Raw genomic sequence first — 25,814 nt, forward strand, 5'->3', positions numbered from 1 at the left:
TGCAGGCGTTAATGATAAGATGAATTAAGTGTAGTTAATAATGAGTAAGCTGACTTGTTTTACATCAAAAAATTAAGGGCTAAGCAAATTAATTTTGCAAAGCCCTAATATTATAGATTAATTAGCTAGTTAACATATTACGCAATACATACTGTAAAATGCCGCCATGTTTGTAGTAATCCCACTCTTTGGGGGTATCAATACGGACATCGGCACTAAAGCTTAGTTTTTTGCCTTCGCTATTGGTGGCAACGACACTAACTTCCTTGGTTTTATCGTAGAGACCTTCGATATCGAACTGCTCTTGACCTGTTAACCCCAGTGATTCATGGCTCTCACCTGCTTTAAATTGCAGTGGTAGCACGCCCATGCCAATTAGGTTCGAGCGATGAATACGTTCATAACTTTGCGCAATGACCGCTTTAATACCTAATAATAGCGAACCTTTCGCTGCCCAGTCTCGTGATGAACCCGTACCATACTCAGCACCGGCAAGCACAACGAGTGGCACGCCTTGCTGTTGATACGCCATTGCAGCATCGTAAATACTGGCAAGCTCATCATCAGGTTGAGTGCGCGTTACACCGCCTTCGGTGCCTGGTGCAAGCAAGTTTTTTAAGCGTACATTGGCAAATGTACCGCGCATCATTACTTCATGATTACCACGGCGAGAACCGTATGAGTTAAATTGCGATTTATCTACGCCATTTTCTTGTAAGTATTCGCCAGCAGGCGCGCTTGCTTTAATTGCACCAGCAGGGGATATATGATCAGTAGTGACGGAATCGCCAAGTTTTGCTAAACAGCGAGCACCCGTAATAGTAGGGATGCCTGGTGGTTCTGTCGTCATGCCATCAAAAAACGGCGCTTTTTTAATATACGTTGAGGCATCATCCCAGTCATAAAGTTTACCATCAGGAATTTTGATTTGTTGCCAGCGATCATCACCCTTATAAACATTACCGTAACTGGTAGCGAACATTTCTTTAGTGACGGTTTTTTTCACCAGTTCATTCACTTCGCTGACACTAGGCCAAATGTTTTTCAGGTAAATATCGTTACCATTAGCATCTTGCGCAAGTGGTTCGTTATAAACATCGATATCTGTACGACCTGCAATCGCATAGGCGACAACTAAAGGTGGTGAGGCTAAAAAGTTCATTTTCACATCTTGGTGAATACGTCCTTCAAAGTTACGGTTACCCGATAAAATAGAGCTTACTACTAATTTGTGCTGTTGAATTGCCTCACTGATCTCATCGGCAAGCGGACCTGAGTTACCAATACAGGTAGTGCAGCCATAACCCACTAAATTAAAGCCAAGGGCATCTAAATCGTCCATCAAGCCTGCTTTTTCTAAGTAGTCAGTGACCACTTGCGAGCCAGGTGCCAGTGATGTTTTTACCCAAGGTTTTACGTTAATTCCTAATTGGCGAGCTTTTTGCGCGACTAAACCCGCAGCTAAAATAACGCTTGGGTTTGAAGTGTTGGTACAGCTAGTAATGGCAGCAATTACACAAGCGCCATCTTTTAACTCAAATTCTTGGCCTTTAAAGTTAACCTTTGCTGCGCCCATAAATTGCGCTTCGTTGGTTGGCTCATCAGGATTAGTGACAGGGCCTTCACTTTCGATACGTGATTGCTGTTCATCACTATTGTCGCGTTTAGCAAGACGTTCATCTTGAAAGGTTTTTAAATGATTGGCAATAACTTCGCCAGCTTGATCAAGGGCAATTCTGTCTTGTGGGCGTTTCGGACCGGCAAGGCTTGGCACTACATCGTTTAGATTTAATTCGAGCTTGTCGGTGTAATTTGCTTCATCGCCATCGTTACGCCATAGGCCTTGGTGTTTTGCGTAGTCTTCTATCAGTTTTAGCTGTGTTTCATCACGGTTGGTTAAACGAAGATAATTAATTGTTTCATCATCAATAGGGAAAATACCACAGGTAGCGCCGTATTCCGGTGCCATGTTGGCTATGGTTGCGCGGTCGGCCAGTGGTAAATCAGCAAGGCCATCGCCATAAAATTCTACAAATTTACCGACAACGCCATGCTTACGCAATATTTCAGTAACGGTCAGCACTAAATCGGTCGCTGTGGTGCCTTCCGGTAAACGGCCGTTGAGCTTCATACCCACCACTTGCGGGATCAGTAAGCTAATTGGCTGGCCTAGCATTGCAGCTTCTGCTTCAATGCCGCCTACACCCCAACCAAGTACGCCTAAGCCGTTGATCATAGTGGTATGTGAATCAGTACCGACTAAGGTGTCAGGGTAAGCAAATCTTTGCCCATTGCGCTCTTCATTAAAGACAACGCGAGCAAGGTATTCTAAATTCACTTGGTGAACAATCCCCGTTGCTGGTGGCACAACTTTTAAGTTATCAAAGGCTGTTTGACCCCAGCGTAAAAACTCATAACGTTCTTTATTGCGTTCGTACTCAAGCTTGGCATTTAAATCAAATGAGCCATCTTCACCATAACCGTCTACTTGTACTGAGTGGTCGATAACTAATTCCGCAGGGGATAATGGGTTTATTTTCGCAGGATCGCCGCCAAGTCTTTCCATAGCATCACGCATTGCGGCCAAATCGACGATTGCTGGTACGCCAGTAAAATCTTGCATCACCACGCGGGCGGGTGTAAATGCTACCTCAGCACTGGGCTTGGCTTGTGAATCCCAGTTTAGCAACGCTTCAATATCTTGTTTTTTAATATTTACGCCGTCTTCATTGCGCAGTAAGTTTTCGAGTAGGATCTTGAGCGAGAACGGCAGTCGCTTGGCTTTATCGCCTAAACCTTGCAGTGAATGGATATGAAACTGCTCACCGTTGATAGTGAGTTGTTTTTGGGTGTCAAAACTATTGTTCATTATGTGCCCCTAAGTTAGATGAATATCCTTAAATGGTACTTAAGTGGTAAATGTAACCTCTCTTTGAATAATTAAAATGCAAAGTACATACCAGTGTGTCTTTGCACGATTTTTATACAAGTAATAGGGTATATATGATGCTGAAAATTTATATTTCAAGCGTCAGCAGTAAAACAATAGCAACTCAATAGCGTGTTTTACAGTAGCCAACCTTGCTGTTTGCCTTTGTGGCTTAGCAGTAGCAGGATAATTGCAATTACGACTACGAATATTGGCATAAACACCGCGCTGGCACCGAGTAATTCAATACTATTAATAACAATGAAATTATAAAATTGCTGGATAAAAATCCCAGCGAGTGAGAGCGCAAAAAGCACTCGAGCAAGGGCTTTTTTAAGTAATAATAAAATACAGCCTAATACCCCACCAAAAACCGCGGTAGCGAATGCAATAGTTGACCAAATTGGTGTGTTTGAATATGCAGCTTGTTGTTCTATAGGGAGTTTACTTATCATGTCTGGAGTCATGAGCATTTGCATAATGAATGCAATTACCCCTAGCAAGTTCCAAATAAGGGCTGCCCAAGCGACAGATTTTAACCAGTGCGGAGGAGTCATACATTACCTTTTAAACTATTATTTAAAAAGTTATTAAAGGCGACTACGGCTACTTTTACAAGTTGCACGTAGTCTAAATTGGATTAGCCGAATGAAATAGGGCGACGGCCTGTTTTTTCATCCACTTTTGGTTTTTTGGTACGTTTACGCTTAGCTTTAGCAGGCGCGTTAGTAGCAGGCTCTGCACTTTGTTGTGGTTCAGGTTGCGTTGATGTAACAGCGCGTTCTGCTGGAATAGCACTTTCGCTTAATGTCAGTTGAAATTGCTCACCATCAAATTCAAGAATGTCGCCACTGTATAATTTTTTCCGCTTGATTGTACAAATTTCATGGTTAACGCCAACATAGCCTTCAGTGATAAGGTTTTTGGCTTGGCCGCCACCTTCGACTAAATCAAGAACTTTTAAGAGTTTGCATAGCTCAATTGGCTCTTCTTCTAATTCAATTTCAATATATTCGTCGTTCATGTTTGATCTCATTAAGGTAGGGCACAGCCTGTAGTATAAAGGCTGTGCGCGACTTTTGCATCAAGCTGCCAAAAGTATACAGGGCATTAAATAGAATTAATCTGAAACTTTTTTGAATTTTCTACCGTCTTTAAAAAAACGGTAGTAATTCAAGCGTAGTATCCGCGTCAGTAGCTGGCCTGTAATTTGCTATTCGTGTCGTATTCGATATTTAGTTGGTCATTTTATTACAAATGCCGCAGTACTGGAGATTTAAAATGGGTGTTAGATCAGCCATGAAAAAAGAGTTAATGGGCTTGGAGGGTTCAGGGTTTATGACCGCTGATGATGTAAGGTCTGAACTTAGCAAGATTGTAAAAAAAGCGCCTGATAGGTCAGATCGTGGTTTTTCTTTAATTTCACGTTTTAACGACAATCACAGCCAATTAAGTTGTGGTGAAAATAGTAAAGAAAAACTACTTGAGTTTCAACGTCACCGCTTGTTCAAGGATATTCTATATACCCGTAAAAGTGTGGATGCTTGGCTCAAAAGCCAGGTAAATTAACTTGCTATAAATAGTCACCCCGAATAGACTACAGATGTAATCTATTTGAGGTGACTATGAAATATGGCATTTTAATTGGCATACTGTTGTTGCTTTTAACAGCCTGTCAGCACCCTACAGTGTATGTTTATACGGAGGGGTTAACTGCTTTGCAAAAACAACAACTGACAGAGCAACTACAACAGCAGACCTTGCCTTTTCAATTTACTGAACTGGCAGTACCCAAAGAGTTTAGCGCTGCGACATTATTAACCTCAGAAGATAAAATACTTACTGCTGAAACAGAGCAGCTTGCAAATATTATGCAAGCAATGGGTTATCAGCCGCAGCTTAATTATGTGTCGGTGGCAAATCATCACTATAGCGATGGCAATATTGGCTTTTACTTACGTGGTGAGCAAATAGAGCAAGGTTTTGAGATGCCGCAACAGCTGCATACTACTGGTTGCGTTGAAGACCGCTACAATAACCTTAAAGTCAGATTTTTTGATAACTTGGTTGAATTTACTTTACTAAACGGTGCCCGCGCTCAGTTAGTTTGGCAGCGTTATGAAAATTATTTAGTCATCAATTATAGAGATACTGCGCAGTCATACACGCATTCAACCCCTTTGGTTGCAACGCCTTTTGGTGAAAAACCCTCAGATACATTTCGCTATAACGCACACATTGCAGGACCGCAATGGTTAAACTGTTCGCTACAGGTTGTGTATATGGATTAGCCGCGTGACTCGAGGTAATCGCTTAATTTAGCAATACGTCCACTCATCCCTTCGATAATGCGGTCTTTAATTTTTTCGCGGATCACATTTGGTAAACGTATTAGTGCTTCGCTGGTAATCGCCAGTACTATGGTATCGCTTTTAGCACGAGCACTGGTGCTGTGCTCGCGGTTATTTATAAACGCACCTTCACCAATAAATTCGCCGGGTTCAATGGTGCCTAAATCCATCAAATGACTATGTTTAAATACCACAATAGCGCCGCTGAGCACGATATACAGTTGTTTGTCGTTATCAAACTGTTTAAACACAAAGCGATCTTTATTGATTAAGTATAAGTGACTGAATGACTCCAGTAATACTTGGCGCTCATTGAGGCTGAACTCTCTAAAAAAACTCAGCCTATTAAGTATCTCCATCTGCTTTATTAATGGAATATGCTCGATTAACTTCAACTTATTTTCCTTCGTTTGAGCAGGGAAGTTAGTTGATATTGCGCTCTTTTAATTTACGGGTCAATGTATTGCGGCCCCAGCCTATTTTTACTGCGGCTTCTTGTTTATGTCCTGCACAGTTTGCCAATGCGGTTTTAATTAGGCGGGTTTCTAATTGCGCTTGTACATTAGGCCAGATGTTTTCTTTGCCTTGCTTAAGCTCTAGGTTAAGCCATTGTTGAAAGGCATCAAGCCAATCACCCTCTTGTTGAGTCTCGTCAATTGCTAAGATCTCTGGAGGTAAGTCTTGCTCACTCACAAGCTCGCCGGGAGCCATAACAGTAAGCCAGCGGCAGGTGTTCTCTAGTTGACGAACATTGCCAGGCCAGTTGAACAAGCGTAGTAAGTCGGTGGCTTTTGAGCTGAGAATTTTGCTTTCGACTTGTAAGTCTTTGGCGCTTTTATGTAAAAAATGCTGTGCTAAGCGTTCAATGTCTTCGGTACGTTCACGCAGTGCAGGTAGGCGCAGGCGCACAACATTTAAGCGATGAAATAAATCGTCTCTGAATTTGCCTTGTTTTACTAAGTCTTCAAGGTTTTGGTGAGTCGCGGCAATGATCCGGACATCAACTTTAATACTTTGATGGCCACCAACACGATAAAACTCACCATCAGCTAAAACACGCAGCAAACGGGTTTGTACATCCAGCGGCATATCACCAATCTCATCTAAGAATAGCGTACCGCCATTGGCTTGCTCAAAGCGACCTTTACGTACGCTATCAGCACCAGTAAAAGCGCCTTTTTCATGGCCAAATAGCTCTGATTCAACCAACTCTTTTGGAATAGCTGCCATGTTTAAGGCAATAAACTGGTTTTCTTTGCGTGGGCTGTGGTTATGTAAAGCACTGGCTACTAATTCTTTACCGGTGCCAGATTCACCATTGATAAGTACGCTCATACTTGATGCTGACAGCTTACCTATTGCCCGAAATACTTCCTGCATGGCTGGCGCTTCGCCAATGATATGGGCACTTTTAGGTGGTGCGGGTTTACGTTTTACTTTTTTAGTTGAGTTAGCGCGACACGCGCTTTCTACTAACGCAACGGCTTCATTTAAATCAAATGGTTTGGCTAGGTATTCAAAAGCACCTTTTTGAAACGCATTTACCGCTGAATCTAAATCTGAATGCGCAGTCATGATGATCACTGGCAAGCCTGGGTTTTGTTCAGCGATCAGTTCTAATAATGCCATACCATCCATACCTGGCATACGTACATCAGACACCAGTACCGTAGGTTGGCTAAACTTTAATGCTGACAGCACGTCTTGTGCATTAGAAAAACTTTCAGCATTAAATCCTGCGCGAGTTAGTGCTTTTTCAAGTACAAAGCGAATAGATGCATCATCATCAACCAGCCAAACTGTTTTCATGCAAACTCCAAAAACCGATTAATCCGCAAAAGGCAGATATATATTAAACTCTGTATGACCTGGCCAGCTATCGCATTCTATATAGCCGTTGTGTTGATCGATCAAGGTTTGTGCAATCGAGAGACCTAAGCCAGAACCACCTTCTTTGTTGGTGATCATCGGGTAAAATAATGTCTCTTTGATGCTGGAATCGATACCTGGTCCGTCATCTGAAATTTGGATCAGCAGTGCCTTTTTAGGGGCTTTTCCGGGGCGACGTTGCTGGTGATTAATACGTGTTTTAATTTTTATCACGCCACCACCGACTAACGCTTGTTGTGCATTTCGAACGATGTTAAGTACTACTTGCTGAATTTTACCTTGGTCAATATAGACATCAGGTATACTTGGGTCGTAATCTTTCTCCAAGCTAATATTGGCGCAATTATCTAATGTACTTAGTTTAATTACAGACTCTAAGGTTTGATGAATATTACCGTATGACTTTTGTGGTAATTGATTCGGGCCCAGTAGCCTGTCAACAAGCTCTCGTAAGCGATCGGCTTGTTCAATAATTAATTCTGCACATTCATCCCGTTCTTGCTGATCAACCTCATACTGCAATAATTGCGCCGCTCCGCGAATTCCGCCTAAAGGATTTTTGATTTCATGAGCAAGCCCTCTAATTAGGTTACGTGCTGCTTGATATTGATGCATTTGATTAGAAGCTTGATCGTGGCGAATTTCATCATCAGTTTGGCGACACTCGAATAAAATAAAATACTCATTTTGTAACTTCACGCGACGCGAACTAATTGCCAGTTTGGCATGACGAGAATCAACAAAAACCACGTCAGCTCTGTGCTGGTGGCAATCTACACCATCTACCAAAGAGTATTGTGCAATGCGTTTAAGGTCAATGGAATGGTAATTAAAAAGACTGTCAAACGGTTGATTGAGGATACGTTTAGGGCCTAATCCTAACAGTTCACTGGCGCTATTATTAGCGTAAATAAGGGTGAATTGTTGATCAAGTAAGATCACTGCCGTTGACAGGTTTTGCCAAATGCTAGTTAGTAACTCAGGGTTAAAATTTTTATTATCGGGCATGGTTGCACCATTTTAGTGCGTTGATGATTATTAGCAGCTTAGCACAAATATTTTAAGTAAATTATGGTCTTTGATAGAAATACATGGTTTTTATAAAGACGATGCTCTATGCATATAAAATGTGCTCACTGGACTAACAGAGACAACAGAGCCTTGTGGGTCAAATAGCTTCAGTTGCAATGTGTGTTCGCCACGGTTTACCTCGCGCAGGGCAAAAGTACTGATATTGCTAGGTTCTGCGTACGGTGCGCCATCAACTAGTAGTTGAATTTTAAAACCATTCTCAAAGCGTGGTGTTATACGGCTAGTTACATACACTGAACCGGTATTTTCACGAACAGTGCCTTGATCGGCAGGGGAAGAAATAACCGCTTTATAGCTTTTCACAGCCGCTGGTTGCTGTTCATCTAAAATGCTTGTATCAACAGTCGGCATCGACAAACTTTGATTGGTGAGCTTGATTTCTTGCGCACCTGGTTTAGGAGTATCTGAAAATACTGATACGCCATTTTTATCTTTCCAAGAATAAATTTTCTTATCGCCAGAATAGCCATAAAAGCTGATTAAAATCAGAGTTACTAGTAATAAAAGCGTCTTTTTCACCTTGTCACCTTGCATTTTTTGCACTAATTAAACTTTAGTGGAGAATGGGAAAATTAGCCATAAAAAAAGCCCGCAGAACGGGCCTTGAGAACACACATATATTATCTATAAGATAATTTTTCTACAGCCTAATTAACAGCTGTAGTACATTTCGAACTCAACAGGGTGAGTCGTCATGTTAAGCTTTTCAACTTCTTTAGACTTAAGCGCAATGTAAGCATCGATTAAATCGTTAGTGAATACACCACCTTGATTTAAGAACTCACGGTCAGCATCTAGAGACGCAAGCGCTTCTTGTAGTGAAGTTGCAACTGTTGGGATTTCTGCTGCTTCTTCTGCTGGTAAGTCGTATAAATCTTTATCCATTGCATCGCCAGGGTGGATCTTGTTTTTGATACCATCAAGGCCAGCCATAAGCATTGCAGCGAAAGCAAGGTATGGGTTAGCTGTTGGATCTGGGAAGCGTACTTCGATACGACGACCTTTTTCTGATGGAACCACTGGGATACGGATTGATGCAGAACGGTTACGTGCAGAATATGCAAGCATTACTGGCGCTTCAAACCCTGGTACTAAACGTTTGTACGAGTTAGTAGACGCATTTGCAAAAGCATTGATTGCTTTAGCATGCTTGATAATACCACCGATGTAGTAAAGCGCTTCTTCAGAAAGACCGCCGTACTTGTCGCCTGCGAATAAGTTAACACCGTCTTTAGCTAAAGACTGGTGACAGTGCATACCAGAACCATTGTCACCAACTATTGGCTTAGGCATGAAGGTAGCTGTTTTGCCATATAAATGAGCCATGTTATGGATAACATATTTCATTTCTTGGATTTCATCCGCTTTTAATACCATAGTGTTAAAGCGAGTTGCGATTTCGTTTTGACCAGCTGTAGCCACTTCGTGGTGATGCGCTTCTACGACTTGACCTAGCTCTTCAAGAACTAAACACGTCGCTGAACGCCAATCTTGGAAATCATCAACTGGAGCAACAGGGAAATAACCACCTTTCACGCCTGGACGATGGCCAGTGTTGCCGCCTTCGTAGCTTTTATCTGAGTTCCAAGCTGCTTGCTTAGAATCAATCTTGTACATTGAACCTGACATATCAGTTTTGTATTTGATGTCATCAAATACGAAGAACTCTGGCTCAGGACCAAATAGCACGGTATCAGCAATACCAGTAGAACGCATGTACTCTTCAGCGCGCTTAGCAACTGAACGAGGATCACGCTCATAACCTTGTAATGTGCCAGGTTCAACAACATCACAACGTAAAATTAAAGTAGCTTCTTCTGTGAAAGGGTCTAATTTAGCAGACTCAGCAACAGGTAGTAATACCATGTCTGATTCGTTAATGCCTTTCCAACCAGCAATTGAAGAACCGTCAAACATTTTGCCGTCTTCAAAGAAATCTTCATCTACTTGGTGATGAGGAATAGAAACATGTTGCTCTTTACCTTTGGTATCAGTAAAGCGTAAATCAACGAACTTAACGTCATTTTCTTTAATAAAATCTAAAACCGATTGTGACATGTGTCCTCCAACTGTTGGGTTTTATTTTGCTGCATAATTGCTTTTGCTTTTATAGTAAGCGGCTTTTATGCCATTTTTATAGTGCATTGTTTTTTAAGGTTAAAAAATAAGTTCTACATCCAGCTGTTATATGTTTTGCACCATATTGGATCGGCTTGTGATCATTTTGGTGCGTCAGTGTGGTCACTTCTCTTTGCGCTAAATTGTATAGATTATAAACACCAACATAAAGCTAACTTACTCACCAAATACTGCCAAATTATGACAATAATAGCTAGGAATGAGCAAAATAGTGACAAATTGAAAAATTAAATTAATTAAAATGTCATATATAAAACAGATACTTATTAGAAGTATGAAGAAAGTTGTGAAATATATATTGGATAAACTTTCATCCATGTCATTAATGAGGGATAATATGCGCCCTTTTAAATCCTATGCTGGGACATCTCGTGAAAACGCAGGTGAGTGCGTAGATCTTGCAGGATCATTGAGAATTAATTTCTCTGAGTAAAAATATGAGCATCGAAAAGTTAAGAAATATAGCGATTATCGCGCACGTTGACCACGGTAAAACAACATTGGTTGACAAACTACTTGAGCAATCAGGTACATTAGAAACACGCGGCGGTAACGAAGAGCGCGTGATGGACTCAAACGACATTGAGAAAGAACGTGGTATTACCATTTTGGCTAAAAACACAGCCATTTCATGGAATGACTACCATATCAATATCGTAGACACCCCTGGACACGCCGACTTTGGCGGTGAAGTTGAACGCGTACTTTCGATGGCTGACTCAGTATTACTACTTGTTGATGCTCAAGAAGGTCCAATGCCACAAACGCGTTTCGTTACGCAAAAAGCATTCGCGCAAGGCTTAAAGCCAATCGTTGTTATCAATAAAATTGATAAGCCAGGTGCACGTCCTGATTGGGTTATGGATCAAATCTTTGATTTATTCGACAACCTAGGCGCAACTGACGAACAGTTAGACTTTAAAGTTATCTATGCATCAGCAATCAACGGCTGGGCAACATTAGATTTAGACGAGCCATCAGAGAACATGGAACCTATGTTCAAGATGATCGTTGACGAAGTATCACCACCGGATGCAGATCCTGAAGGTGACTTCCAAATGCAGATTTCGCAACTTGATTACAACTCATATGTTGGTGTAATCGGTGTTGGCCGTATCAAGCGTGGTTCTGTTGCAGTAAACCAACAAGTTACTATCATCAGTGCTGATGGCACTAAACGTAACGGTAAAATCGGTTCTGTACAAAGCTACCTAGGTCTTGAGCGTATCGAAACTGAACGTGGTTATGCTGGTAACATCGTAACTGTTACTGGTATCGGCGAACTTAAGATTTCAGACACTGTTTGTTGTCCTACTAATGTTGAAGCATTACCACCACTAAGTGTTGATGAGCCAACAGTAACAATGACGTTCTCTGTTAATAACTCTCCTTTCTGTGGTAAAGAAGGTAAGTTTGTAACATCACGTAATATTCGTGAACGTTTAGACAAAGAATTAGTACACAACGTAGCACTTCGTGTTGAAGATACTGCAAACCCAGATAGCTTCCGTGTTTCTGGCCGTGGTGAATTACACTTAGGTATCTTAATCGAGAACATGCGTCGTGAAGGTTACGAGCTAGCGGTTTCTCGTCCTGAAGTAATCTTACGTACTGTTGATGGCGTTCTTGAAGAACCGTATGAAACAGTAACGATTGACTGTCAAGAAGAGCACCAAGGTTCTATCATGGAGCAAATCGGTCTTCGTAAAGGCGAGCTTACTGACATGGCACCAGATGGTAAAGGTCGTATGCGTATGGACTTTATGATCCCAAGCCGTGGCTTAATCGGTTTCCAAACTGATTTCATGACGCTTACATCAGGTTCAGGCCTTATGTACCATACTTTCGATCACTACGGTCCGCACAAAGGTGGCGAGCTAGGTGTTCGTAAGAACGGCGTAATGATTGCAAATGCAACAGGTAAAGCACTAACTAACGCATTGTTTAACTTACAAGAGCGCGGCCGTTTATTCATCGGTCACGGTATTGAAGTTTACGAAGGTATGGTTATCGGTATTCATAGCCGTGATAACGACCTTACAGTTAACGCGCTTAAAGGTAAGCAACTTACTAACGTTCGTGCATCTGGTACAGATGAAGCACAAACATTAACACCAGCACTTAACTATTCACTTGAGCAAGCGCTTGAGTTCATTGCTGATGATGAGTTAGTAGAAGTAACGCCATTAAACATCCGTATTCGTAAACGTCATTTAACTGAAAATGAGCGTAAACGTGCGGGTCGTGCGCCTAAATCATAATCTATTAATTTAGAACAATGATTTTAAAAGCCGCTGTATTACAAAATACAGCGGCTTTTTTGTGGTTATTAGTTAGCGAGAGTAAAGTTTGTGAGGGGAAGAGCTGTAAGCTATAAGCGGTCAGCTGTCAGATTAGAACAGCGTAGTTGGCTAGATTGGTGTTTGTATAGCTATTAGGTAAAAACCGCTAGATTTTATAAACCATGCAACATAACCTCTTTCCTCTAAAAGTGCAGCGCCTCTTATCCTCTTTGTGAATAACTGACTTAAAGATTTTTTGCACAAGGAGAAGAAAATGAGCAGTAAAAGAGGAAGGGCTTTTAAAGTAGCTGATAATGCAAAGCCCCTGTTTTTGTTAGCGGGGTATTTTTTCGTTGGGTTTCGCTGCGCTCAACCCAACCTTGCTTAACTTGATAACTTTACTCTAGTTGACTCGCCAACTCCTATCACTTTTTCGGTAATAACGTAATCTTTCCAAATACGCTGGCGTCGATATAGCCTAGGTTGCGGCTGCCATTTACGGGTTGTACTTCATGCGAACCCATAAAGTGCTCACGAATTTTACTGCCGTCGTTATCGCAGTAGGCGAGCATAAAGCCGATTACTTGTTTTGCCGTTAACTTAAGCGGGGTGTTTGGCGCGCCTTCTTGGAAATCATTCGGGTAGAGCTTAATGGCTACTTCCCATGTGATGTTATATGGGGCGGTACTGTTTCGTTGCCAGTGGCTGATTAAATGATCTGTGTATAAATGGGGTTTTTTATCAGCTCCGAAATCGGCAGCTTGGTTATCAAGACCAATGTGATAGGCAAACGCAGTATGATTGAACTGATGGTTACCGCCAGATGCGTCGCTATCAATAAACACTTCTAAGGCATCATCGTCCCAGTACTTATCGGTAGGATCTGGATGGGTATCAATTAGTACATCATCCACAATATCGGCTTGTAAATACAGGTAGTTTTCATCCCAAAGTAACTTGTAGCGGCCTATAAAGTCTTTATCTGAGTCAGGCAAGGTGCCATCCATAAGAAAAGGCATAGGCTGCCATTTTGCTTGGTCCCATGCGCTTTCAGATACACCGTCAATAGTAATTGGTGTTGCTGTATGCTCTACATCGATAGCCATAGCGGCGTTGCTCATTAATAGGCTTAAGGTAAGCGCGACTGTTTTCATCTAATTCTCAAAGTTTCTTATTTTGTTTATGGCTCAATAGTGACTGAAACAAAAATTGAAAACAACAGACAGAATGTTCAGGTATAAAATTAGCGGTAGTAATGGACCGTAAGTGAATACAGTTTTTTACATTGTTGAGTGTAATTAACAGGTAAAGTAATGGCACTACTAGAATTAATATAAAAGGAATAATTGTGGCTAACGTATTGTTGTTGATTGTGGCTATGTTGTTATCTGGCTGTACTTCGTCGCAAGTAATGAGCTCGGGTTGTGACTTTGTTGTTGGTAGTGCGCAAAGTCAGCAACGGCAAGTGCAGAACCACTCGCTTGATAGTTCAAATACACATCAAACAGCGAATATAATTAATGGTTTTTTTAGTATGTTACTTGGGCCAATAAATCGCTCTCTCGGTGATGATCAATGTAAGGCGGAAGAGCAATCGTATCAGTACCCAAGTATCGTTTTATAGTGCGACACTTTGCCCTTCATTTAAAATATACAGCGGGATTTGTGACTTCATCTCATCATACATATGCAATAAGCGCAGCAATGCAGAATGGCTGCTGTGATCGCCCATCTTCCAACTTGAGTTGCCATAGCCCCAAGGTATCATAACTTTACAATTAAGCTGCTGTGCAGCTGTTAAGGCATCCTCAGGAGTAGTATGTACATAACGATACCAGTTGCCATTCTCTTCGTGGTAATAAGAGGCAACCGGCATTAAACAGATATCAATATCACCGTATTTTTGTTGGATATCCTTAAAATGTTGGGAGTAGCCAGTATCGCCTGCAAAAAATAAAGTGCTGCCATTTTGATCAAGTAACCAGCCATTCCATAAATCTTTATCGCGATCTTCATAAATAAAAGGTACCAGCACGCGGGCGCTAAAATGATGTGCAGGTAGCGCATGAATGGTTAAATCATCAATATTAGTGTTTGCGTACCACGCCATTTCGCTAATATTAAAACCACCGGTAGGAAAGTTATCTGCCATACCAAGTGGTGTTAAGTAGCGAGGTTTATTACCGATGCTTTCAATGTCTGCTTTATTGAAGTGATCGTAATGAATATGAGAATAAATTACTGCGTCTAGATTGTTAAGTTCGCTTTCGCTAAGCCAGTCCCCAGGTTTACGATAAAACCCAGATGCAAGCCGAAAAGCTAAATCAACAGGGGAGTCAAATTGCTCTTTTACTGGGTCAAATACAACTTGCTGGCCGTTAGGAGTGTTGATCATAAACCCGGCGTGACCGAGCCAGCGAACTGTGTAGCCGGTATTTAGTTGTGGTGCTAGTTGCGCGCCTTGATAGAGGCAGTTTTCACCCGGAGTTTCACATATCAAGTTAGCATTACTTGGGTAACAATCACTTTCGCAGCTAATCGGATAGGTTTTTTTCCCTGGATAGAGGTTGTGGTAGCGCCCAGCCTGCTCACCCTCTTGATGAAGTGGCACAACAGTATCAGCGTCTGCAATTCTTTGCACATGATTGGCAGTGCTACACGCAGCTAATAAACTTGATGCGATAATTAAACTAACTGCACGTATTTTCATTGTTTAATTTTTTTATAATTCTAATTAGGTAGAATTGTAGCAAAAATAGCCGATGAAAAAACACTTAAAAAGTAACAAGATATAACAACAAAAAAGCCTACATAAATGTAGGCTTTGATTACTCCGCGACTAGCAAACTAGCGCTCTTGATAAGTGACAGGCAAACTCACAGGCTGATTTAGCCTGCTTTACTCATTTGCTCAATAAATTTATTTGAATCAGCAATCGACTTGTTCATGTCATCCATTAACACTTTGATGTCGCGCTTAAGATTAGTGAATTCACCTTGAATGGCTGATACAGCTTGTGCATTAAGGTTATGCTTCAAGTATAAAACATTGTCATGCAGTGATGACAGTACCGGCTCCATCTTGCTTTCAGCATTACGCATAGAGCGTAATAGTTTATCAAAGTCACGTTTGGTTGCGGTGAGCTTTTTATTACTTTCACGTTTAAGTGAGGCGTTAGAATACTGTTCTAATTCATCGCTCCATTCTTCAAACAATGCTTCAGCTACATCTTCAACTTTGTTGATGTTATTTGTAACGTCATTAGCAGCCGCAAGGCTAGATTCGTAGTCATCATTGAGTTGGTCATAGGCTGCTTGTACATCTCCACCATCAAAGTTAATCAATGTTGTTAAACGCTCAAGTGCAGATTGGAATTCCTCTTGAGACTCTTCTTGAGACTCTTTAGTTGCTTCTACGCGGTCCACTAAAATGTCACGCTTATGCACACCAACTGATTCCATAGCCGAGTAATATGCAGATTGGCAGCCAGATAAAGCCAGTGATAAGGCCAATATTGGTGCGCTGAGTAAAGTCAGTTTTTTCATCGAGATCCCTTTTTAAATCCGTTAGTGCTGTAAATTATGTGGTGGATTGCTATGATAATCAAAACTATTTTAGCAGAAAGTTAACTTTATGAATGAAAAGGTCGCACATTATAAACAGCAGTTGAGGGTACTTATACGTCAGCAGCCAACGTGGTGGATGCAGTATATTAATCGCTGTATTGACGACCAAATTACTGTAAATGCTGGTTATTTAGCCTATGTAACCTTACTTTCATTGGTTCCTTTAATTGCAGTTGGCGTGGCTATTTTCTCGGCTTTTCCTGGCTTTGAAGATACCCGTATTGCTATTGAAAACTTTTTATTTACTAACTTTGTGCCCACCTCATCAGATGTAATTAAAGAGCATATAACGTCTTTTGCAGGTAATGCGAATCAAATGACTGCTGTAGGTATTGGTTTTCTTGCAGCGATAGCATTGCTACTGATCCGTAATGTTGATGCGACACTGAATCGAATTTGGCGGATTAAAACCAAGCGACCAATGATGATTTCTTTCGCGGTATATTGGATGGTGTTGAGTTTAGGGCCATTGTTATTAGGCGCAAGTATTGGTGTTACTTCATATATTGTGTCGTTAGTATCATTTGCCGATCAGGGTATTCCGGGCTTTAGTGGCTTTTTATTAAAATTACTGCCTTATTTAATTTCTATGGCTGGCTTTATTATGCTCTATACTTTAGTGCCTAATACTCGCGTATCTTTTAAAGCTGCAGTACCAGGTGCTTTATTTGCAGCCTTGTTGTTTGAATTAACTAAAAAAGGTTTTGCACTTTATATCAGTCACTTTCCTTCATACGAAGTGATTTATGGTGCGGTGGCAACTATTCCAATTTTGTTTGTGTGGGTGTATTTGTCGTGGGTGGTTGTGTTACTCGGTGCAGAGTTTACAGTGTGCATTGGCCCTAAAAATATCGAAGATACACCCGATATTATCCTTGATGAGGGCGATGCTAATAAGTAATTCACTGCATCGCTGATAGGAGAATCGGCATTATGCAGTTATATCCAAATATTACCCCATACCATGACTTTCATTTGAGTGTAGGGAGTGGACACCAAATTCATGTACAAGAGTTCGGTGCTCCAGCTGGCCTGCCGGTGGTAATTTGTCATGGCGGTCCCGGCATGGGTTTGCATGCTGATAATTGCCGTTTCTTTGATCCTACCCGTTATCGTATTATTTTATATAGCCAACGCGGCTGCGGGCAATCAACGCCTCATTTAACTAGCGCTAATACAACCACAGAACTGGTCGCTGACCTTGATTATTTACGCACTTACTTAGGACTAGAAAAGTGGGTGTTAAGCGGTGGTTCGTGGGGAGCAACTCTGTGTTTGCTGTATGCCATTGAACACACTCAACATGTACATGGGTTAATTTTACGAGGCACGTTTTTGGCTACTTCAGCCGATTTTCAGTGGCTATATAGTCGTCATGGTGCTGCTGCACATTTTTATCCTGAATTATATGCGCGTTTTTCTCAGGATTTACCTGATGTTGCCAGCATTTTTGCGTTTTATCGGCGGCAATTAAATGATGATAATCAAATTAATGCAAATCACTTTGCTAAATTATGGTGCCAATGGGAAAACGTATTAAGCCATGGTAAACAGCAACATCAATGGGGGTTAAGTTCACCACAGTTGGGGCTTAATATGGCGCGTTTAATGGTCCATTACTTTACTGCTCAGTGTTTTATTACTGATAACTTCATTGGTGAACACTATAAAAAAATTAGTAAAATTCCTACTTGGTTTATTCATGGCAGGCATGATTTAGTGTGTCGTTTTAATGCCGTACAGCATTTAGCTGAGCAACTTAACGCACAGTTACTTATTTTAGATGGTGTTGGGCATGGTGTTGATAGTAATGTATATTTAGCGGCAGTGCGGCGTGCAGCCGATCTTATGTGTATCAAATTATCGAGGAATAGATGCAAGGATTAATTCAGCGCGTAAAACACGCAAAAGTTGAAGTGGATGGTCAGGTGGTTGGGCAAATTGAGCAGGGGCTTTTATTGTTGCTTGGAGTTGAAAAGCATGATGATCAACAAAGCACTGATAAGCTGCTACATAAAGTTAGCAATTACCGCGTATTTAGCGATGAAAACGACAAAATGAATTTAAGCCTGCAAGATATTCAAGGTGAGTTATTGGTGGTATCGCAATTTACTCTAGCGGCAGATACTAAAAAAGGCATGCGGCCAAGTTTTTCATCAGCAGCCACACCTGCACAGGCTAATGAGCTATACGAATACTTTGTTAGCCAAGCTAGAGTTATGGGGTTAAGCGTAGCTACAGGGCAATTTGCTGCGGATATGCAAGTCAGTTTATGTAATGATGGGCCAGTGACATTTAATTTAACAGTGTAGTTAAGGCTAGCAGTTATTTTCTGATCACCACGATGTTGTTGGCATAACTTGGAATTTTTTCGATGCTAGGTATTTTACCAAAAGTGGTGATCAGCAAATGTTCTAACTGCTTTAATTGTGATTCATGACCAGATAAAAAATTAATAAATAAATAGCCATTTCTAGTTAAAGCACAGCGCAGTTTTTCATAAAAGCGGTGTTTGTATAAAAATAACGGCGCATCTAATTGGCTAAATAGGTCAAGAATGATCCAATCGTATTGTGGGCCATGCTCTAATACAGCTTCAGCATCAAAACAGCGTAAATTCGATGCATGCTCACCACCAAAAAAACGCTTATAGCAATGAATGACATTCGGATTTTTCTCTACAGAGAGTAGCTGACTATCAGGGTAGGTGTGTTGTAAGTAATTGCGGATAGCGCCGCCACCTAAGCCCAGTTCAAGTACGGCGTTTGGTGCCGGGAGTGGTTGCCATAATTGCGCTAAATATTGTAAATGCGGAAACAGCAAATGGCTTGGGCTGCTTTTCTCGACCACTGACTGTAGTGTTTCGTTGATCAATAACCAACGTAACTGCTTATGTTGGCGTACCTGAATGCAATCGGCGCCATATTTGTGCCAATAGAGTAGTTGCCCGATACGGTGACAATCTTCGATAAAGCTGTGTTTTACTGCCCCGTTGTCTTCAAAAAAATGTTCCATAGTTACATCAGCATAGACGAGTCAATCTAAAGTGCCAATATGTCTATCAAGTTTTACAGGTAAAGCAGTTATTTTGCGTTGCTCACCAAAGTCGTATTCCAAGTTTTTACCAGATGGAGTATGGTAGTTTGCAAATAATAACTGACCGCATTTTTAGTTAGATAAACGCATCTTGAATTAGCAAGCGTTTGCGGCCTTGGTAGCAACAGGAGTGATTATGTTTCAGGTGACAACACCACAAAGTAGCGAAGATTGGCAAGCGTATTATCAATTACGTTGGCAAGTATTGCGCGCGCCTTGGAATGAACCGCGTGGTTCTGAGCAGGATGATTTAGAGCAAGATGCTGAGCATCGCTTTATTAAAAATAAAGAGGGGGCAGTGTTAGGTGTTGCACGACTGCATTTTAATAATCAACAACAAGCGCAAGTCCGTTATATGGCCGTTGCACAAGGTAACCGTAATCAACACATTGGTAGCCGTTTATTGCATGAGCTCGAGAAAATAGCCTGGACTCAAGACGCCGATGAGTTAGTTTTATTCGCTCGTGAACGAGCATTAGAATTTTACAAACGTCATGGTTATGAATTAAAAGAAAAGGCTCACTTAGCTTACGATGATGTACAACACTGGAAAATGGTGAAACAAAAACCGTCTGAGCCAGGCTGGTTCCGCCATCCCAATTGGACCCAAGTTCTGCAAAATACCTGGCGCGAATCTATTCCGATCAGCGATGCTATGGGCATTAAAGTTGAAAGTTACACTGATTGGCAATTTACCACCAGTGCAGATTTAAATGCGAACTTAAACTTGCATAACACTATGTTTGCTGGCTCTATTTATAGTTTAGCGACGTTAACCGGCTGGGGCGCAACTTATTTAGCACTCAAAGAAGCCGGGTTTGAAGGTAATATAGTGTTAGCCGATGCTAATATTAAATATTTAAAACCGCTTAATAACGACCCTCGTGGCAGCGTTGATTTAAGCGGTTGTAAAGGTAAATTAGCCGAGTTAGAGTCAGAAGGCAAAGCGAGCTATGTAGTGCCAGTGGAAATCTACGATGGTGAGTTACTGGTTGCTGAGTTTGAAGGTACATTTAAAATTATTAAGTAGTTAGAATTCAGAGCAAACAAAAGATAAGGCCAAGCAATTGCTTGGCCTTTTTTTATAGTAAATCAGTTAATAATATACCCACGCCAATACGTTCTATGTCAGCGTTATAATCAATTAAACTTTCACCGTAGCCGTTGAAGTATTGGGCGTAACCGCGAACTCGGCCCCATAACGGGAATGACCAATCAAGTTGAATTGCGCCACGATTGTCTGAATTTAAGTTGTTACGTGTCATAAAACTAAATTCATGATCATTAAGTCGATATGCACCGCTAAATTCAAAGTAACCCATGTATTTGTAAATATCAGGGTTATCATCACCTCTTGGATCTAATGGCGTTTCCTTCTCGCTTTCTGAAATACGGTACCAAGGTTTAAAGCTAAACACATAGCCATCGTTTTCCCACAGAAAGTTTGCATAAATACGGTTCCATGAGCGCGACTGAGGCTGACTATTACCGTTAGATTGATGCGAAATACCAAGGACTACTGCCATTTCGTCGCCCCATGGAACGTGCTTCTTATCTAAATAATTAACCCAAAAAATTTCTGGCTCATAGTTGGTCTCACGAAATGGTGAGGAGCTTTCTTTGTTATAAAGCTGCCAATATGACTGTAATGTAAAGGCAAAAAATATAGCCTGGTCTTCATCAGAAAAATCATCGAAAAGAGGTACCTTAATTGAAAGCTGATATTTTGCTTCTAAGTTATCGAGTGGTTCATCTTGTTTTTCACCGGTTAGTTCGTCATACGCTTCAAACGAGCTATTGTTTGGGTGGGATACATAAGAAACAGGTAAAATGTAGTTACGTTTGTGTGGGGTAATAACATTACGGTTTTCTTTACTTACTTCTTCGCGTGCTTGGCGCTTATCGAGTGCGGTAAGTTGTTTGCTTTCATCAAGTGATGAGCATTTTTCACGCAGTTGTGCTAGCGTCATCTCGCCAGCCCCGCCAATTGCCTCATTTAAAATACATTGCTTTACTAGCTCGACATCATCATCTTGCTCGTTGGTTTTTGCTGTTGATTCTGATTGTGCGAATGCAGAGCTTGATAATAGTGCAGTAAATAGGATCCCATAGTGCCAAGTCATTATTATTCCTTTGATAAAATCAAATAGAGAGTAGCTATTGTGTTTTTCGTAAATGAGAATAGGCTAATTTCAGTATCATAAAACGACTAAGATACCTATCCCATACATTTATCCAGCATTTACTTTAACTGAATATCAGTGAATTGTTACTGAACTTAATTGATTGTGGCGCTTTTTGCCCATAAATACAAAGAAAAAGCGGCCGAAGCCGCTTGTTCAATGCACTTTTTCCAATTGGATAGTCGTGCTCTCACGCAATGAGAAGGGTTAAGCTTGATATAAAAATTAAAGCTCAAATACGTTAGTAAAGAATTTATATAGTTCGGTGCCTTGGTTTACGCTTGCTGAAGCAAAATGCAAAATCGCGATGGCGTCACAATCAAGTGTTAGGGTTTGTAATGGTTGATCTGCTAGGTAGCGCTCCATTCGCAATACTCTAGCAATCGGCTCGCCAGCTTTGATATGGCCGCCAAGTGGTGCTATATACTCAACCATGCCGCCCATAGCTGCATAGTAAGCAAGATAATCATTTAAATCACAGCCGTAGCGCTTCATTACTTTTGGCTGATAGGGGGCATCAACGAATACCTGCTTATGATTTAGGTAACTTAAAATACTATTAGCATCATCAAGGGCCGCAGTTAAATCGATTTTTTCTTGGCTGCCGAGTTCGACCGTAAAAGCTTCAACCTGCACTTTAAACTCACGCCCTTGTTGAGCTAATGCTTCGGTTAGTTGCCACCATGGACAAAAACTTGCTTCATCCATTGCTCCTGCAAAATCATTAGGAATGATTAATACATGAGGAATATTAAAGTAGTTGGCACTGGCCTTGGCATAATCTGGGCAATATAAATGCTGACTCGAAATGGGGCCTGTGTGTAAGTCGAGCACGATATCAGCTTGGTGTGCCAATTTTTGCAAGTTAAGTGCAATGCGTTTGCCTGTAGTTAGGCGATAAGCTGGACCGCTTAGTTGCTGCTCTACTTCATCAATCAGTGCGGCTTTAAACGCACTTTTTAAGGTTTGCTCATCGGCATCACTGTATTGCTCAGCAAATTGGCTCGCGAGCTTACTATTGCAGTGATACATGCGGTTCCAGTTGGTGCCGGTGATTGGATCAAAACGACCAAGGGTGAATTCGCCCGATTTTTGATTGCAACCAATTGGGTTCGCGTAAGGCACCAGGGTGATATCGCCTTTGAGTTCAAGATGCTTAAGCTGCTCAAGTAATTGGTAAATAACTGCATTGCCTTGTACTTCTGCACCGTGCATATTAGCTTGTACATACACACTTGGCCCAGTGCCATCGCCTTTTAAACGATAGACAGGAATTGTGAGCGGTAGGCCGTTGGCAACTTCACCAACTACTATGTTTTCTTGGCTTATAGCTTTAGTCGTACTCATCTCAATTACCTTAAGTAGTAGCTGGCATCTTCAGCTGTGCGAATACAGTTAAGCTCGCCATTTTGTAATGTGTATTCAGCTGCTAGCTCATGACATAAAAAATACGGCATACTTTCGGTAAAGCCGTACGCGCCACATTGGCTAAACACCAACCAGTCTTGCTCATTTAAATCACTAGGTAATTGGTGTTCACCTAAGCAATCAAGTGCTGTACATAATGGCCCATATAAGCTCATAGTTTGGTATGCAGCAGTTGAGTCTCGTAATAATCGTGCTGGGAAATCTTGGCTGGTGACTGCAGGGCGCAATAAATGATTAATACCGCCGCTTAAGATCACTTGTTGTTGGGCATAGTTAAGTTTTCGCTCAACGACAGGCGTTGCGTAATGACCGCATTCGCCCACAGCATAACGGCCAAGCTCCATCCAGAGTTCTTGTACGCCTGCGGCATGTTTAATGTTAGCTAATGCATCAATGAGCGCATCCCAACTTAAGGTTGGTGCATCAAGAGTGTAAGGAATACCTAAACCACCGCCTAAGTCGAGTACTTTTAAGTGAATACCTAAGTCGTTGGCAAGCTTTGTTAACGGCGTAATCATTTGTGACCAAAGTTCAGCGAGTTTGTCGCTGCTAAGCATGTTGCCCCACTGAAAAATATGCAGACCGTCAAAATTAAGCGCTGGGTAGTCGCTAGTATTTAGCGCTTGCCATTCATCGCAACCTAAACCAAATGGAGTAAGGCTATCGCCACCAAGTGGGTTTTTTTCCCCTTCAGGCCAGCGTAATTGCACTCGCAGTAATACCTGTAACTGACAGTTTTGTAAGCTTGCTTGCTCGTTAAGCCAGCGTACTTGATTAAGGCTTTCGGCAACAAAGGTACGTACGCCGCGCGCAATAAAGTGTTTAATTTGTTTTGGGCTTTTGGCAGGCCCTGTATTGAGCACGCGCTCGCTGTTAATACCTTGAGCAAGTACTTGCTCAAGTTCGCCCTTACTTGCCACATCAAAGTTAAAACCCGCGTTATCTAAGCTTTGAATGACTTTAGATAATGGGTTAGCTTTTACGGCATACCACAGTTTTACCTCAGTTTGCGTCACTAACCGCGTTAAGTGTGCGTTTAATGTATCAAGGTCGTAAATAAAAAAGGGTGTATCAAGCGTAGTTGATAGCTCATCAATGGCGGTTTTAACTGGCGTGCTCAAAAAGCTCATTAACGTAAAACCTCTTCAAGCAGCAATGATGCATCACTTTGTTCATCACGGTATTTTACAATTAATGCACACGACATACTTAATCCTTGCTCGCGGGCCCAAGTATTAGAAGCTGGGCGAGAACCTGGAATAACAATCGCGTATTCAGGAATAGGCTCGCCTTTAGCCAGCTGGCGCTCATTAACACAGTCATAAACTGGAATAGTTGCTGATAAGCGTACACCTGGTGCGAGCACCGCGCCTTTTTTCACTACTACGCCTTCAACAATCACGCAACCTGCACCGATGAATGCATCGTCTTCTACCACCACCGGGCTTGCACCAATAGGTTCAAGTACACCGCCTAGTTGTACTGCAGCGCTTAAATGTACATTTTTACCTACTTGCGCACACGACCCCACTAACGCGTGGCTATCAACCATAGTGCCTTCGTCGATAAAGGCACCAATGTTTACATATGCTGGTGGCATAATAATCGTGCCCTTAGCAACGTGTGCGCCACGGCGAACGCTTGAGCCACCAGGTACCATACGCACTCCAGCATCGGCTGCAAAACCTTGTGGTGCTAAATTGTGTTTATCAACAAAGCCACCTGGAAATTCGGTATTAGTGCCATTTTTAAACGCTTCTAAAATACCTTGTTTTACCAGAACGTTAGCATGCCATTGGCCGTTGTCGTCTTGTGTTGCTGCGCGCACAGCGCCCGATTCTAAATTATTTAGTAGTTCTAACCAGCTCATTATAAAAACCTGTATTTAATGCCAAGATAAAATGGTGTTGTTTGCGTTGTTAATACAATCAGTTTGCGTTAACTCAAGATGCGTCAAAGGTGGACGTAAGTACGGGCTGTTAATTCGCCCTTGTAAATGCATCAATACTTTGACGGGGATAGGGTTTGCGACAGCAAACAAGCTTTGAATGGCTTGTGACCAGTCGGCAAATAAATTGGGGTGTTGACCGCTGAGACTTCGTTTTACAAACTCATGGGTTTGCACAGGCCATGCATTAGCAGCCACAGAGACTAAACCTTTTGCGCCAGCCTGGGCAAAGTAAGGCATCAGTGCATCGTCACCGCTAAAAATAGCTAAATTAGGTGCGACTTTTCTAAAACCTTCAAATTTAGCAATGTCGCCACTGGCTTCTTTGAGTGCCCACAAGTTTTTATGGTCTTTCAAGTTGCTAATTACGGCCGATGGAATATCAACAGCACTGCGCCCTGGTACGTTATAAAGCATGCAAGGATGTTTACTGGTATTAAGTAAGCTTTCAAACCAATGTGTTTGGCCTACCACGCCGGGCTTAGCGTATAGGGGAGTGCCCAGTAAATAGCTATGAATGGGTAACTGATTACAGTATTCAACCCAGGCAAGTTGTTGCTTTAGATTTATACCGCCTACTGCAACCATCAGCGGTACTGTTGGCGTTAATTGGCACACGTGTTCAACAATCGCTTGTTGCTCTTTGAGTGTTAGTGCGAGGCCTTCGCCGGTGCTACCAAGTAATAAAATACCATTGTCAGCCACTTGCTGCTGTGCAACTAACTGATCAAGAGTGGCATAGTCGACTTCACCAGCGTCAGTAAATGGCGTGACGAGTGCCGTCCACAAAGGGTAGTCATTTAAATTGAAGTTATTGATCATCTCTCACGAACTTATAAGTGATTCGAGG

The 25,814-nt window shown here is 41.6% G+C and carries 25 protein-coding genes; 8 read left to right on the forward strand and 17 right to left on the reverse strand.

Features of this window, described 5'->3' with window-relative positions:
• Positions 1 to 121 precede the first annotated feature (121 nt).
• The 3 genes from acnA to H5200_RS07715 all read right to left on the reverse strand — a co-directional run bounded on the left by acnA (position 122) and on the right by H5200_RS07715 (position 3,953).
• Positions 122 to 2,869 (reverse strand): aconitate hydratase AcnA, encoded by a 2,748-nt coding sequence (gene acnA / locus H5200_RS07705; RefSeq protein ID WP_182761257.1) that lies wholly within the window; start codon positions 2,867 to 2,869, stop codon positions 122 to 124.
• A gap of 197 nt (positions 2,870 to 3,066) precedes the next feature.
• On the reverse strand, positions 3,067 to 3,486 hold the full coding sequence (locus H5200_RS07710; protein ID WP_149980456.1) for a hypothetical protein: 420 nt from the start codon (positions 3,484 to 3,486) through the stop codon (positions 3,067 to 3,069).
• A gap of 83 nt (positions 3,487 to 3,569) precedes the next feature.
• Positions 3,570 to 3,953, reverse strand: a complete 384-nt coding sequence (locus H5200_RS07715; protein ID WP_182740374.1) for an RNA-binding S4 domain-containing protein — start codon at positions 3,951 to 3,953, stop codon at positions 3,570 to 3,572.
• Positions 3,954 to 4,210: 257 nt separating this feature from the next.
• On the opposite strand from H5200_RS07715, the gene H5200_RS07720 reads away from it, so the two are divergent.
• Both H5200_RS07720 and H5200_RS07725 read left to right on the forward strand, forming a co-directional pair.
• Positions 4,211 to 4,498 (forward strand): hypothetical protein, encoded by a 288-nt coding sequence (locus H5200_RS07720; RefSeq protein ID WP_182718976.1) that lies wholly within the window; start codon positions 4,211 to 4,213, stop codon positions 4,496 to 4,498.
• A gap of 56 nt (positions 4,499 to 4,554) precedes the next feature.
• On the forward strand, positions 4,555 to 5,220 hold the full coding sequence (locus H5200_RS07725) for a hypothetical protein (protein WP_182740375.1): 666 nt from the start codon (positions 4,555 to 4,557) through the stop codon (positions 5,218 to 5,220).
• Here the strand turns inward: H5200_RS07725 and H5200_RS07730 are convergent.
• The 5 genes from H5200_RS07730 to glnA form a co-directional block, all read right to left on the reverse strand.
• On the reverse strand, positions 5,217 to 5,675 hold the full coding sequence (locus H5200_RS07730; protein ID WP_182718978.1) for a cyclic nucleotide-binding domain-containing protein: 459 nt from the start codon (positions 5,673 to 5,675) through the stop codon (positions 5,217 to 5,219). The two genes, H5200_RS07725 and H5200_RS07730, sit on opposite strands and share 4 nt — an antisense overlap.
• A 28-nt stretch (positions 5,676 to 5,703) precedes the next feature.
• Positions 5,704 to 7,089: a nitrogen regulation protein NR(I) gene (ntrC, locus tag H5200_RS07735; protein ID WP_145237940.1), complete on the reverse strand. Its 1,386-nt coding sequence runs from the start codon at positions 7,087 to 7,089 to the stop codon at positions 5,704 to 5,706.
• 18 nt (positions 7,090 to 7,107) lie between these two features.
• Complete coding sequence (glnL, locus tag H5200_RS07740) at positions 7,108 to 8,178, reverse strand: nitrogen regulation protein NR(II) (RefSeq protein ID WP_145237942.1); 1,071 nt, start codon at positions 8,176 to 8,178, stop codon at positions 7,108 to 7,110.
• Between the two features lie 90 nt (positions 8,179 to 8,268).
• Positions 8,269 to 8,781: a DUF4124 domain-containing protein gene (locus tag H5200_RS07745; protein WP_246175485.1), complete on the reverse strand. Its 513-nt coding sequence runs from the start codon at positions 8,779 to 8,781 to the stop codon at positions 8,269 to 8,271.
• A 132-nt stretch (positions 8,782 to 8,913) separates the two neighbouring features.
• Positions 8,914 to 10,320 carry a glutamate--ammonia ligase gene (gene glnA / locus H5200_RS07750; protein ID WP_182718979.1) on the reverse strand — a complete coding sequence of 469 codons (1,407 nt, stop codon included), beginning with the start codon at positions 10,318 to 10,320 and terminating at the stop codon, positions 8,914 to 8,916.
• A 518-nt stretch (positions 10,321 to 10,838) separates the two neighbouring features.
• On the opposite strand from glnA, the gene typA reads away from it, so the two are divergent.
• Positions 10,839 to 12,662, forward strand: coding sequence for a translational GTPase TypA (gene typA, locus H5200_RS07755; protein WP_182740376.1), 1,824 nt, complete (start codon positions 10,839 to 10,841; stop codon positions 12,660 to 12,662).
• A 446-nt stretch (positions 12,663 to 13,108) separates the two neighbouring features.
• Here typA and H5200_RS07760 read toward each other — a convergent pair whose 3' ends face one another.
• The gene (locus H5200_RS07760) at positions 13,109 to 13,837 is read right to left on the reverse strand and encodes a CBM9 family sugar-binding protein (RefSeq protein ID WP_182761258.1); all 729 of its coding nucleotides are present in this window, start codon (positions 13,835 to 13,837) and stop codon (positions 13,109 to 13,111) included.
• A gap of 194 nt (positions 13,838 to 14,031) precedes the next feature.
• On the opposite strand from H5200_RS07760, the gene H5200_RS07765 reads away from it, so the two are divergent.
• Positions 14,032 to 14,307, forward strand: coding sequence for a hypothetical protein (locus H5200_RS07765; RefSeq protein ID WP_182761259.1), 276 nt, complete (start codon positions 14,032 to 14,034; stop codon positions 14,305 to 14,307).
• Here H5200_RS07765 and H5200_RS07770 read toward each other — a convergent pair.
• Both H5200_RS07770 and H5200_RS07775 read right to left on the reverse strand, forming a co-directional pair.
• A complete protein-coding gene (locus H5200_RS07770) occupies positions 14,302 to 15,393 on the reverse strand; it encodes an MBL fold metallo-hydrolase (protein ID WP_182761260.1) in 1,092 nt (363 codons plus the stop codon). The two genes, H5200_RS07765 and H5200_RS07770, sit on opposite strands and share 6 nt — an antisense overlap.
• Before the next feature lie 178 nt (positions 15,394 to 15,571).
• The gene (locus H5200_RS07775; protein WP_145237960.1) at positions 15,572 to 16,228 is read right to left on the reverse strand and encodes a DUF2959 domain-containing protein; all 657 of its coding nucleotides are present in this window, start codon (positions 16,226 to 16,228) and stop codon (positions 15,572 to 15,574) included.
• 88 nt (positions 16,229 to 16,316) lie between these two features.
• On the opposite strand from H5200_RS07775, the gene H5200_RS07780 reads away from it, so the two are divergent.
• Genes H5200_RS07780 through dtd form a run of 3 tightly spaced genes read left to right on the forward strand, consistent with a single transcriptional unit; the run spans position 16,317 to position 18,621 of the window.
• Positions 16,317 to 17,210, forward strand: a complete 894-nt coding sequence (locus H5200_RS07780) for a virulence factor BrkB family protein (RefSeq protein WP_145237963.1) — start codon at positions 16,317 to 16,319, stop codon at positions 17,208 to 17,210.
• 32 nt (positions 17,211 to 17,242) lie between these two features.
• Entirely contained in the window at positions 17,243 to 18,196 is a 954-nt protein-coding gene (locus H5200_RS07785) for an alpha/beta fold hydrolase (RefSeq protein WP_182761261.1), read from the forward strand.
• Positions 18,184 to 18,621 (forward strand): D-aminoacyl-tRNA deacylase, encoded by a 438-nt coding sequence (dtd, locus tag H5200_RS07790; protein ID WP_149980463.1) that lies wholly within the window; start codon positions 18,184 to 18,186, stop codon positions 18,619 to 18,621. The genes H5200_RS07785 and dtd overlap by 13 nt, the downstream gene beginning before the upstream one ends.
• A 13-nt stretch (positions 18,622 to 18,634) precedes the next feature.
• Here dtd and H5200_RS07795 read toward each other — a convergent pair whose 3' ends face one another.
• Positions 18,635 to 19,324 carry a spermidine synthase gene (locus H5200_RS07795; protein WP_182761262.1) on the reverse strand — a complete coding sequence of 230 codons (690 nt, stop codon included), beginning with the start codon at positions 19,322 to 19,324 and terminating at the stop codon, positions 18,635 to 18,637.
• Positions 19,325 to 19,541: 217 nt separating this feature from the next.
• On the opposite strand from H5200_RS07795, the gene H5200_RS07800 reads away from it, so the two are divergent.
• Entirely contained in the window at positions 19,542 to 20,435 is an 894-nt protein-coding gene (locus H5200_RS07800) for a bifunctional GNAT family N-acetyltransferase/hotdog fold thioesterase (protein WP_182761263.1), read from the forward strand.
• A gap of 52 nt (positions 20,436 to 20,487) precedes the next feature.
• Here the strand turns inward: H5200_RS07800 and H5200_RS07805 are convergent, their stop codons facing one another.
• The 5 genes from H5200_RS07805 to dapA form a co-directional block, all read right to left on the reverse strand.
• Positions 20,488 to 21,528 (reverse strand): phospholipase A, encoded by a 1,041-nt coding sequence (locus H5200_RS07805; protein WP_182761264.1) that lies wholly within the window; start codon positions 21,526 to 21,528, stop codon positions 20,488 to 20,490.
• Between the two features lie 285 nt (positions 21,529 to 21,813).
• On the reverse strand, positions 21,814 to 22,935 hold the full coding sequence (locus H5200_RS07810) for a succinylglutamate desuccinylase/aspartoacylase family protein (protein WP_182761265.1): 1,122 nt from the start codon (positions 22,933 to 22,935) through the stop codon (positions 21,814 to 21,816).
• Positions 22,936 to 22,940: 5 nt separating this feature from the next.
• Positions 22,941 to 24,146 (reverse strand): PLP-dependent decarboxylase, encoded by a 1,206-nt coding sequence (locus H5200_RS07815; protein WP_182761266.1) that lies wholly within the window; start codon positions 24,144 to 24,146, stop codon positions 22,941 to 22,943.
• Positions 24,146 to 24,886 (reverse strand): 2,3,4,5-tetrahydropyridine-2,6-dicarboxylate N-succinyltransferase, encoded by a 741-nt coding sequence (locus H5200_RS07820; RefSeq protein ID WP_145237985.1) that lies wholly within the window; start codon positions 24,884 to 24,886, stop codon positions 24,146 to 24,148. The genes H5200_RS07815 and H5200_RS07820 overlap by 1 nt, the downstream gene beginning before the upstream one ends.
• Positions 24,887 to 24,901: 15 nt before the next feature.
• Positions 24,902 to 25,786 (reverse strand): 4-hydroxy-tetrahydrodipicolinate synthase, encoded by an 885-nt coding sequence (gene dapA / locus H5200_RS07825; protein ID WP_182718988.1) that lies wholly within the window; start codon positions 25,784 to 25,786, stop codon positions 24,902 to 24,904.
• Positions 25,787 to 25,814: the final 28 nt, after the last annotated feature.

The sequence above is a fragment of the Pseudoalteromonas sp. SG43-7 genome (assembly GCF_014164295.1).
Taxonomy (GTDB): Bacteria; Pseudomonadota; Gammaproteobacteria; order Enterobacterales; family Alteromonadaceae; genus Pseudoalteromonas; species Pseudoalteromonas rhizosphaerae.

Coding starts and splice junctions, on each gene's coding strand:
- acnA (WP_182761257.1), bottom strand. CDS start 2,869: ATGAACAATAGTTTTGACACCCAAAAACAACTCACTATCAACGGTGAG.
- H5200_RS07710 (WP_149980456.1), bottom strand. CDS start 3,486: ATGACTCCTCCGCACTGGTTAAAATCTGTCGCTTGGGCAGCCCTTATT.
- H5200_RS07715 (WP_182740374.1), bottom strand. CDS start 3,953: ATGAACGACGAATATATTGAAATTGAATTAGAAGAAGAGCCAATTGAG.
- H5200_RS07720 (WP_182718976.1), top strand. CDS start 4,211: ATGGGTGTTAGATCAGCCATGAAAAAAGAGTTAATGGGCTTGGAGGGT.
- H5200_RS07725 (WP_182740375.1), top strand. CDS start 4,555: ATGAAATATGGCATTTTAATTGGCATACTGTTGTTGCTTTTAACAGCC.
- ntrC (WP_145237940.1), bottom strand. CDS start 7,089: ATGAAAACAGTTTGGCTGGTTGATGATGATGCATCTATTCGCTTTGTA.
- glnL (WP_145237942.1), bottom strand. CDS start 8,178: ATGCCCGATAATAAAAATTTTAACCCTGAGTTACTAACTAGCATTTGG.
- glnA (WP_182718979.1), bottom strand. CDS start 10,320: ATGTCACAATCGGTTTTAGATTTTATTAAAGAAAATGACGTTAAGTTC.
- typA (WP_182740376.1), top strand. CDS start 10,839: ATGAGCATCGAAAAGTTAAGAAATATAGCGATTATCGCGCACGTTGAC.
- H5200_RS07760 (WP_182761258.1), bottom strand. CDS start 13,837: ATGAAAACAGTCGCGCTTACCTTAAGCCTATTAATGAGCAACGCCGCT.
- H5200_RS07770 (WP_182761260.1), bottom strand. CDS start 15,393: ATGAAAATACGTGCAGTTAGTTTAATTATCGCATCAAGTTTATTAGCT.
- H5200_RS07775 (WP_145237960.1), bottom strand. CDS start 16,228: ATGAAAAAACTGACTTTACTCAGCGCACCAATATTGGCCTTATCACTG.
- H5200_RS07780 (WP_145237963.1), top strand. CDS start 16,317: ATGAATGAAAAGGTCGCACATTATAAACAGCAGTTGAGGGTACTTATA.
- H5200_RS07785 (WP_182761261.1), top strand. CDS start 17,243: ATGCAGTTATATCCAAATATTACCCCATACCATGACTTTCATTTGAGT.
- dtd (WP_149980463.1), top strand. CDS start 18,184: ATGCAAGGATTAATTCAGCGCGTAAAACACGCAAAAGTTGAAGTGGAT.
- H5200_RS07795 (WP_182761262.1), bottom strand. CDS start 19,324: ATGGAACATTTTTTTGAAGACAACGGGGCAGTAAAACACAGCTTTATC.
- H5200_RS07800 (WP_182761263.1), top strand. CDS start 19,542: ATGTTTCAGGTGACAACACCACAAAGTAGCGAAGATTGGCAAGCGTAT.
- H5200_RS07805 (WP_182761264.1), bottom strand. CDS start 21,528: ATGACTTGGCACTATGGGATCCTATTTACTGCACTATTATCAAGCTCT.
- H5200_RS07810 (WP_182761265.1), bottom strand. CDS start 22,935: ATGAGTACGACTAAAGCTATAAGCCAAGAAAACATAGTAGTTGGTGAA.
- H5200_RS07815 (WP_182761266.1), bottom strand. CDS start 24,146: ATGAGCTTTTTGAGCACGCCAGTTAAAACCGCCATTGATGAGCTATCA.
- H5200_RS07820 (WP_145237985.1), bottom strand. CDS start 24,886: ATGAGCTGGTTAGAACTACTAAATAATTTAGAATCGGGCGCTGTGCGC.
- dapA (WP_182718988.1), bottom strand. CDS start 25,786: ATGATCAATAACTTCAATTTAAATGACTACCCTTTGTGGACGGCACTC.